Consider the following 8,896-nt stretch of genomic DNA (forward strand, 5'->3'; position numbering starts at 1 on the left):
TGCAGCGAAAAATCCGACAGTCGGCCCAGATTGCCATCCATACTCCGAAAATGGAAAAACATGCAGGCGCAATAGCGCCCAGAGATAAATTTTTCTTAGAATTCTTTACATGCAAACGATTGAATCACGTACGGGAAACATGATTTTTCCCTGACTCGGTGTCGATGGTCGAAGCATATAGTGTGGTTTTGACAGCAATCAGCAAACTCCCTATCCAGCAGCAGCCAAACACATCAAGCGATGTTGTTATTGCCAAATGGAGATAATAATTAAACTTAGAAAATTGGCATATCAGGAAATCACCATCTTCTTGTAGATGCAAAACAGTCACGGCGGGAAATTCCTTACTTATCAATCTTGATGGCATTAATGCCTAAGAGGCTGTCGCAAAATTAAGATGGCTAGGCGCGCCGACGAAGACAGTACGAGTAGTACGGCCAGGCGGGTGTGGCAGGGGTTTCAGACGGCACCGCCATCTGCCTGCGGACCGGCCCAGGCATGCCGGCCTGGATGCGCCCTGCAAGGGCAACAACGCCAGGTTAATTTTGCAACAGCCTCTAAATAATCACCAGTCGCATGCCCCGCCCCTAGAGAGATCTATGGCACGCGCACGGTCCTCGGCGTACTCAGGCGGGTGAAGCGCCAGTATTGGCGAAGAGATAGGGAAATTGAGTTGGGGCACACCAGGAATTCCCGAGAGTTGCAAGCCGCCTTCCATGCATTGCGAAGTTGGATTCTGAAAGTCAGAGCAAACAGCAGCGCAATGCATGTCCGGCCGTTCCGCCCGGCGCCTAGGCGTGAAGCCAAGCTCCCAGCTGGTCAAGCAACGCCGAAGTGACCGAACCGCGATGGATTGTTTCATCGTATTTATGCAGTGCACGCGACATTGCTTCGTGCTTCGGCCCCAGGTTCTTCTGTTCATTCGTCTTCAGATGCGCCGCCGCGAACGCGCGGAGCGGTAGCTTCAATACCTCCTCGCCCTTGACATATTTATCGCTATGCAAGTGCAGGAATACCGGCGGCGCCCGTTCACCGCTAGACAACGGTTTGGGCTGGATGCGTATTTCATAGAGTGTATCTTTATCGGACGGTAATTGAATCGGGGGCCGCACGCTTTCAATTTCGCCCAATTGCAGCAAGCGGCTCACGTGTTTTCCCTTGGGAAATTTGTGGCCCTTGAGCGCATCCCCTTCCCGGGCATCCATGTCCCGGTGAATTATTTCCAGCGCCTGCAAGCGGCTCCCGATCAATTCGACGGTAGACTTATCGATAACCGGAGACTTGCGTGCTTCGTCGCTCGTTGTGCGCAGACGGCCGATGTCGCCGAACCAGCTTTGCGCCGACGAACGGACCAAGCTAGCGACATCTATTGGATCGTCCTTCGGACCGTTCAGCGCCTCAATACCTCCCGTATTTTTCTTTATCGACCGGGCAATGGCGATGACATCTCCGTCCAGGCTCTTCGCCACATCGAGGTCGATCGGATACTTTCTCAAGGCCCGCTCGATCTTCCCCTGGAGACCGTCATGCGGCTCCGCCGGCGGAGATTCGACAAGAATTTCGGCCGGCGGCGCCGATACGCCGGTATCGGCTTTGGCGTGAGACACCAATGCTGCGGCGGGTGATGGCCGGGGAGCGGCCGGCTTCTGCAGCTGTTTGCCGCGTCCGTGCGACTTCTTGGCTTTGCTTGATGTCGCCTTGTTCGATCCTTCGGTAGCGCTCGCCAAACTCTCGGGCGCCGCCTCCGGCGTTGGGGAAGGAGCGCCGCCGTCCGACTCGCATATCTCGCGCAAGCTTGCTTGATACGCTGAAATGGCATGAGCCAGCTCCAGCGAATGTTGCCAGATCCCGGAGTTATCGCTCATTTCCAGCGTACCGGCCGCGTCCAGGCAAAAAAGTTCTCCAGCCGCGTTGAGCTGATCGGCATATGCGGCGGTGAGCGCCTGGTACTGATTGCGCGTCTCTGGACCGAGTTCGTCACCCCGTTCAAGGGTTCTTATCGCCTGCTCGGTATCGCTGCTTCGCTTGGATATGGCGTCCAAGAGTCCCAGCACGCGCGGCATGAGATGCAAGGAGGCCCTGCCGCCGGTGCGCAAGCAGAGCATGACCAGGCGATCAACGTTGACCGTAATTTCCTTGCCGGCGATTGCCAACAGCGTTTTCCTGCCCATGGCCGCGCCGGATTTAACGACAGACAGTTGCCTTAACATATTCCCAGGCGTACCGGGCTGTTCGCACTGGCTAATAAATTTATGCAGGGTGCCGCCATGCTTCACAACTACCTCTCGAAAACCGTGCAGCTCTTCGAGCGCCTGCGCCATGGCGGCCAACTCTTCCTCTGTGCCGATCTGCTTCCCGCTGCCGTGAGATGCCGCGCCTTGCGCTCCTGCCCAAGACCACAGGGCCACCTGATCCGAACTTGTACTGATGCCGTACTCGGCCGACTGCGCGCTACGCACGTACAAGGTACCTTTTATTTCTTCGTATTGGCCATCAGCGATTTTTCCTTTCAGTCCCTCCAGCCCCGCCAGGCCAGATTCGGCGGATTTGACGCCCGCCCCGGCGAGCTTCAATCGCTGTGGCACCTGCGTCATCGATCCATTCACCAGCAGCTGCCAAGTATCGCCATATTTCAGCGCTTTCTTCACCCCTGTTTCGTGTTCCTCGACGGTCACGGCGCGGCGCGGCGCTTCCGCCGGCGCCTGTGGAAGAGCTCCGCTGCGCCGTGACCGTCCGGAGGACGTCGGCCGCGCCTGCACCTGGTGCGCCAACGGAGGTGGCAACCCTTCCAGCGCCGGCGGCAACCCTGTGCGCCGCCTATTTCGTGCGCCGGAACGCTGGCCGGCATTGGCGCCGGTTTCTTCCCGTCCGGCGATCACCGATTCCGACGACGAGGGGATGTGTTGGCCACCGATTTTTCCGCTTTGCATTGTCATTCTCCCGATAAGGTATTTGGGCGTTTTATGGAAACACGTTCCAGGCAGCCGCCACCGCCGATGGACATCATCGACAGCAAAATTTTCGTGCTCGCGCGAATGGCGCATTGGGAGATTATTCTGGAACAAGCCTCCAATGAAATTCGCCACAGCGAAATGGAAACGCCTGTTCCGAAGATGATTGACGGTCACTCAAAACGCATCAGCTGATGGCCACCAGCCCCTTCGGAAGAACTATTTCTGATGGCGGACGTGATTTTGTTGGCGACACACTCTACAGAAATATTGGGTGAGGCTGCCCCTTCGGAAATTCTCTTGGTTGACAAAACAAAAACGTCTGCTAAGCGCCTTAGGAACGTTGAGGGAGTGCAGCAGGCGTTAAATGCACCAGGCTCCATACAAAATATAACGCTCACTCAACTTGGACGCACTAGAAAATTATTTTTGTCGAGGGAGTGATTGATTATCGAATTATCAGAAGATTTGCACGAATCCAAGGTCTTGATGAGTTGGCGTCATTAAATGGCATCAGTAACTCTGCTGCGAAAACATCACACCAAATTTCATTGATGTCTCGCTTAGCATAGGACCACGAAGGTACGACATCATGGGCGGAATCAAGACCAAGAACAATGTGAGCAATTTCATGACAAATTGTGAAACGTTGACGGTATTGCAATACCGATGAATTTGTTGTTATGACATGCTGTCCATTAGGTTTTGTTATCGTAAAACCCGACTCGCTCTTCCCCAGCTCTTCTTTGCGCAATTTCGCATTGACCGCAATGATATAAACGCTAAGGTCAGTTCCGACATTGCTAGTATCAAGGTTCGCTATAAAAGCCCGGGCTCGAACAACACTCAGCACCCTATTTCGTCAACGCCGACACTCAGAGTAGTTGAACCAATCTCGTACCAGCCAATCCGCGAATTCAAATAGCACATCCCCTGTTTCATCGGTAGCATTTAAGAAATTGTTGCAAATATACGTGACCGAATAGCGTACTCCGTTCATCTGGTCCTCCCGGCATCGTCGACCGGAATCTGAACCCGGACAGTGGTGCCGACACCCGGTACACTAACAATGTCGACGCTGCCGTCGAGCATAAAAGCCCGCTCCCGGATGCAAGTCAGGCCGAACGATTTTTTCTTGTGCAAGAGAGGATCAAAACCCCTACCGTTGTCGCGCACTTCCAGCAGATATTGTGCATCTTTTCTATCCAACCGGATTTCTACCAGGCTGGCATGTGCATGGCGACCGATATTCGTCAGGGATTCCTGCACAATGCGGAAAAAAGTTGTCGCTCGTTTCTCGTCCAAGACAATTGTTTTCTCGTCGACATACAAGACGCATGGAACACCGGTGTTTTCAGAAAATTCATTCACCAGCCATTCCAGCGCTGACACCATCCCCATATCCAGTGCTCCCGGACGTAGCGCAGAAACAATATTCCGTACTATCTTGATGGTGCTGTCGACTAGCGTCACCTGCCGTTGTATTTTCCCTTGCAACCCCGGATTTCTCTCCCCGAACTCGATGCCGATCACCGAAACTCCCATGCGCATGGCCGATAGGTATTGACCAAGCTCATCGTGAATTTCACGCGTCAGATGCTTGCGCTCCTCTTCTCGCGACAGTTCAAGTTCATAAGCGCGCTCACGCGCCAATCGTTCTTTCAAACGCTGGCGAGCAAGCAATCGCCGGATACGATTGCGCTCTAACAAGAACAACGCCAGCAGCAAAAGCAGGCCGCAGACAACATAAAAAATTGTGGTCCGCCACCAAGGTGAAAGAATCACGATTTCCATTTCCACTGCCGGTGAAGAGGTCTGCATGGCGACGTTTTCTGCCGTAACTTGAAGGCGATAACGGCCAGGCGGCAAAGCCGAGTAGCGTACTTCAGGCGTGGCGGTCTGCGACCACTTTTGCTCCAAGCCTTCCATTCGATAACGAAATTCGATTGCTTCGTGATTCTGGTATGAAAGCGCTGCGAATCTGAAATTCAGCGCCCCGGATGACCATGGCAAACGAACCGGTTTGTCCAGAGGAAGTTGCCGGTCGTCGCTGGCGATGCTTTCCACCAGCAATTTCAGGGAAAGTGGTAAAAACAGGGATTCTGGCCGCAGAATATGCGATGCGCCACCGCTGGTTCCCACCCATATGGAACCGTCGCCGTCTTCATACAGGGCGTCGGTATTGCTGTCGTTCGAAACCATGCCGCTTTGCTGATTAAAAAACCGCCATTGATTGCGATTCCATACGGCGGTTCCCGCGTCGGTGGCGACCCACAGCCAACCGCGGCTATCTTCGAGTAGCGCCAGAACGCTTTGCTTTTGCAGCTTCGCCGGAGTAATGTCACGGATCGCCAACGTACCATCCTGTTCCGTAGCGCGCCAAAGCCCTGCGTCCAGGCTAGCCAGCCACAAATTGCCCTTGCTTGAACAGGCAATAGTATTGAGTTCGCCCCGAGGAGAACCGTTCCCGGCAAGGCGGGGATTGCTCCACTCCTTGCCATCAAACCGCAGCAAGCCTTTGTCGGAGACAAACCAGAACACGCCAGACGTACTTTGGCAGCCGTGGAAAACATTGACGTCTTTGGCGCCAGTCACCAACGATATTTCCTTTACAGGCAACGGCAAGCTGCTTGCATCAGGATGCCTGATGACATACAGCCCACGCTGCGTGTTCAGCCAGAGCTGTCCGGACCTGTCGAAGAACATGCCATTGCTCACGGGCAGCTTGGCAATCACCGTGTCTTGCGTAGCGCCAGGCTCTCGACGCACCAGAATTCCTGAAAGTGTGGTGGCCCAGGTTCGTCCTTTGCCATCTTCGATCATGCTGATCCACTCGTGTGAGCTGCCGCCGTAACGACCCCGTAAAATGGAAAAGCCTCCTGTCTTCTGTAGTACAGCCGATCCGGAGCGAGTGCCTACATGAAGCCGGCCAGCCTGGTCGCGCAAAAAAGACCATACGATGTTGTGAGGCAATCCTTGCTGCGAGGTCCAATTTTCCCAGTCGGGGTAGCCAAGCCAATGAATCAGGCCATGTCCGGTTGATCCCAGCCAGAGGCCATCGTTTTGCCCCGCCAGAATGGCGCTGATGCCGTCGCTCACGGCCAGTCCATTGCCTTCGGCGAAGGATCTCCAGTTCTGGCCATCCCAGCGGATGATGCCGCTATCCTGCTGGCTAAAAATCATGCCGTTATTGTCTTCGGCGAGAATAGGAACGCGTTCCTGTTTTTTTTGTTGGCCCTGCGGCGGCGAGCGATCCAGGAACAGTTTGGCGTCGGCTGGTAACGCAAATACGTGGTTTTCACCGCGTAGCCACAATGTCCCCTGCCGGTCGTGCAACAAGGCCTTCCATTGTTTGGCGGGCAGGCCGTCTTGTTTGCCGAGGACGACTAACTTGCCTTGATCGTAATGACATAGCGAATGGTCGCATCCCATCCATACATCCCCTTTCGGCCCGACATGAAGACTGTGCAGAGCTCGCATCTCTGGATGTTGCAGCAACTCCTCGGCGCTGAAAAATTGCTGCGCCTGCCAGGTTACTCCGCCGTCTGCCGACGTAATCTGCCATATGCGGTCGTGGCTTAGCGCCAGTAAACGGTCCGGGCCAAGCTGGGCAAAAACCTGGCCCGAATGAAAAGCAAGCTCCGCATTTTGAAATTGCATAGGCACGAGCCGTTGATCCTGCCAGAGATACAAGCCTTTCAATGTCCCGATCCACAAGCGGTCGCTCGCATCGACGTGCAGCGCGGCGATATAAAGGGCGCCAGCCTCGTCGCTTATTTCAAACCGCTGGAAGCGTGCACCGTCATAGCGGAACAAGCCGTTTTCCGTGCCCACCCAGATATAGCCGCTCGCTTGCCGCACGAGAGCAGTAATCCCGAGATTACGTAGTCCATCGGCTTGGTCGTAGTAGTGCAAGGGCAGTTGCTGGCAGATTCCTGCCATCGGAAGAAAGATTTGGCACAAAAATACGATAACTCCCAGCCAACTGCGCAGGGCCTTTATCAATCCTGACTGTTTTGGCATCGTTGAAGAAGTATCGTCGCTGTAGGGCATATTGTTTGTGCTTGCCTATTTTTTCCCGGTGCAGTATTGCAAACTTACAACAAGCAAACTCTATGCCTTTCCAAGGTGGCGATCGTCTTTGCCAGAAAACAAAGCATCATTTTACGTAAGCGTGATGCATTGATATACAGGTAAATACTCCTCAGGCTTTCAAAGCTATTAAAAATAAATGCGTCATCAATCCAATTGATTGGCGACGCCGTTGGGGTATTCAGATAGTGTTTTTACGAGAAACAACGAACTTGTACAACAAGCGGCTTGAATTTTTTAATTTCCCCGGTCCGGCCGCAAGAATCCATGGATTCGACGATCATTACCTCGCCAACGCTGAAAACAGGAACGGATCAATTCCGCGAGCAAATCAACACTATGGAATGGGTTAGAAGCAGGTGCCCATTTGTGTTTGGGGGAGATGTCAGTCGTATGGCCATGGATATCGATCCGGCCATCATCAATCTAACGCTCCCCCAAAAAAAAGTTCCCTTCACAGTTTTCGTGATCATTCAGATAACAATGAAGGAAATGCCTACCAGCAATTCAGGAAATTCTGATTGAAATAATATTGAGATTTGGCAACTATGAAAATCCAGCAAGCGTATTCAATACGCATTTCTACAGATGAAAGGTAGCGCCCGGATAACTAGCCCGGAAAAATTCGCACTGCATGCATCATCTTTACCACGAAATGGTACTCACTGAGAGAAAACAACTTTGTTCTTGAGCATAACTTTCACCATAAATGATCGTGGTGGGCGAAAAAGAACAGATGTTCGATAAATCACCCAGCGTCTGCCGTCGGTTTTCTGGCAGCGGAAAATTTCAAAAATGCTCAATCACCGTTTCAGGGTGGTTCCGATAGAGGATTAGGCATGCGATTTGCAATTTTGACTGACGATTCGGTTTTAGCGAAAAAACTGGCGCAATATTTCGAGAAATATTCAATCGCCATAGATGCGTACTGTACTGAACTGCTGATACTGCGTGCGATGCGCACCATCATCTATGACCTGGTGCTGCTTGACGCCAGGAGCACCGTCGAACTGGCCAGCAGCCTGCTGTCATGGCGCAGCTGCAACGCTGATTGTTATACCCCGGCGATCATATTGACTTCGCTCCTGACATGGAATGTGATGCAGGATTGGATTGATGCAGGCGCGCACGACGTTGTAAGCCGCACAGACATTGATCAGATCGGGCTGAGAGTATGCGTCGCCCTGCGGCGCCTGGCGCATGGCACCCGGGTCGACACGATAAAGATCCTCGGTTATGTACTGACTCGGGGAAACGACACGGTGACCTGCGACGGTACTGACATCAGTCTCACCCCGCGAGAATTCTCCATCGCATGGCTGCTGTTCTCCAATCCGGGAAAATTTCTGAGCCGCTCTCAGATCACCACTAGCGTATGGGGAAATTCCGAAGAAGTTGCAGCTCGCTCGCTGGAACAGCATATTTATAAGCTGCGCAAGAAATTAGGCCTATCGTCGACGGGTACCGGCGCCAGCCTGAGAACGGTATACGCCCTAGGCTACAAACTTGAAATTTCTCCGGACCTGCAGCAAATTGACAAAACCGTTCCAGCCCAACTTTCGATTGGGCTTAGGATAGAGGACGAGAGCAGGACGGTTACGGCAATTCCCTGACAGCCTGATCAAGTCGCATCAACTCGACACGAGCTCTTTCCATTAAAGACCGTTCAGCATCTTGGCGTACGCGGTATAACTGACGGAAGACGAGAAATCATCCGAGATATACGCTCCATATTTCTTATTGAGCAATTCGCCGTTACGTTTATCGCCATGGTTGACGTGATGATGGAAGTCGAATTTCATCTGTTTCAACTGCTCCATGCTCATTCCTCGTTCCCGAAGAGCTTGCCGGGC

7 protein-coding genes are annotated in these 8,896 nt (G+C 53.0%); 3 read left to right on the plus strand and 4 right to left on the minus strand.

Annotated features, from left to right (window positions below):
* Window positions 1-791 precede the first annotated feature (791 nt).
* A complete protein-coding gene (locus ABI171_RS21465; protein WP_348094599.1) occupies window positions 792-2,930 on the minus strand; it encodes a hypothetical protein in 2,139 nt (712 codons plus the stop codon).
* A 33-nt stretch (window positions 2,931-2,963) separates the two neighbouring features.
* Between ABI171_RS21465 and ABI171_RS21470 the strand changes: the two genes are divergently transcribed.
* A complete protein-coding gene (locus tag ABI171_RS21470) occupies window positions 2,964-3,146 on the plus strand; it encodes a hypothetical protein (protein WP_348094600.1) in 183 nt (60 codons plus the stop codon).
* Window positions 3,147-3,399: 253 nt separating this feature from the next.
* Here the strand turns inward: ABI171_RS21470 and ABI171_RS21475 are convergent, their stop codons facing one another.
* Together ABI171_RS21475 and ABI171_RS21480 are read right to left on the minus strand one after the other, a co-directional pair.
* Window positions 3,400-3,804: an ImmA/IrrE family metallo-endopeptidase gene (locus tag ABI171_RS21475; RefSeq protein WP_348094601.1), complete on the minus strand. Its 405-nt coding sequence runs from the start codon at window positions 3,802-3,804 to the stop codon at window positions 3,400-3,402.
* A 143-nt stretch (window positions 3,805-3,947) separates the two neighbouring features.
* Window positions 3,948-7,004, minus strand: a complete 3,057-nt coding sequence (locus ABI171_RS21480) for a two-component regulator propeller domain-containing protein (RefSeq protein WP_348094602.1) — start codon at window positions 7,002-7,004, stop codon at window positions 3,948-3,950.
* Between the two features lie 306 nt (window positions 7,005-7,310).
* On the opposite strand from ABI171_RS21480, the gene ABI171_RS21485 reads away from it, so the two are divergent.
* Together ABI171_RS21485 and ABI171_RS21490 are read left to right on the plus strand one after the other, a co-directional pair.
* Window positions 7,311-7,568: a hypothetical protein gene (locus ABI171_RS21485; RefSeq protein ID WP_348094603.1), complete on the plus strand. Its 258-nt coding sequence runs from the start codon at window positions 7,311-7,313 to the stop codon at window positions 7,566-7,568.
* A 314-nt stretch (window positions 7,569-7,882) separates the two neighbouring features.
* The gene (locus tag ABI171_RS21490) at window positions 7,883-8,656 is read left to right on the plus strand and encodes a response regulator transcription factor (RefSeq protein ID WP_348094604.1); all 774 of its coding nucleotides are present in this window, start codon (window positions 7,883-7,885) and stop codon (window positions 8,654-8,656) included.
* Window positions 8,657-8,698: 42 nt separating this feature from the next.
* Here the strand turns inward: ABI171_RS21490 and ABI171_RS21495 are convergent.
* A partial coding sequence (locus ABI171_RS21495) for a hypothetical protein (RefSeq protein WP_348094605.1) occupies window positions 8,699-8,896 on the minus strand: 198 nt, incomplete at its 5' end.

This window comes from Collimonas sp. (genome assembly GCF_039923675.1).
Classification (GTDB): Bacteria; Pseudomonadota; Gammaproteobacteria; order Burkholderiales; family Burkholderiaceae_D; genus Collimonas.

Bases quoted from the DNA above. Each gene is read 5' to 3' on its own strand.
- ABI171_RS21470 (WP_348094600.1), top strand. From the start codon at position 2,964: ATGGAAACACGTTCCAGGCAGCCGCCACCGCCGATGGACATCATCGAC.
- ABI171_RS21480 (WP_348094602.1), bottom strand. From the start codon at position 7,004: ATGCCCTACAGCGACGATACTTCTTCAACGATGCCAAAACAGTCAGGA.
- ABI171_RS21490 (WP_348094604.1), top strand. From the start codon at position 7,883: ATGCGATTTGCAATTTTGACTGACGATTCGGTTTTAGCGAAAAAACTG.
- ABI171_RS21465 (WP_348094599.1), bottom strand. From the start codon at position 2,930: ATGCAAAGCGGAAAAATCGGTGGCCAACACATCCCCTCGTCGTCGGAA.
- ABI171_RS21485 (WP_348094603.1), top strand. From the start codon at position 7,311: ATGGATTCGACGATCATTACCTCGCCAACGCTGAAAACAGGAACGGAT.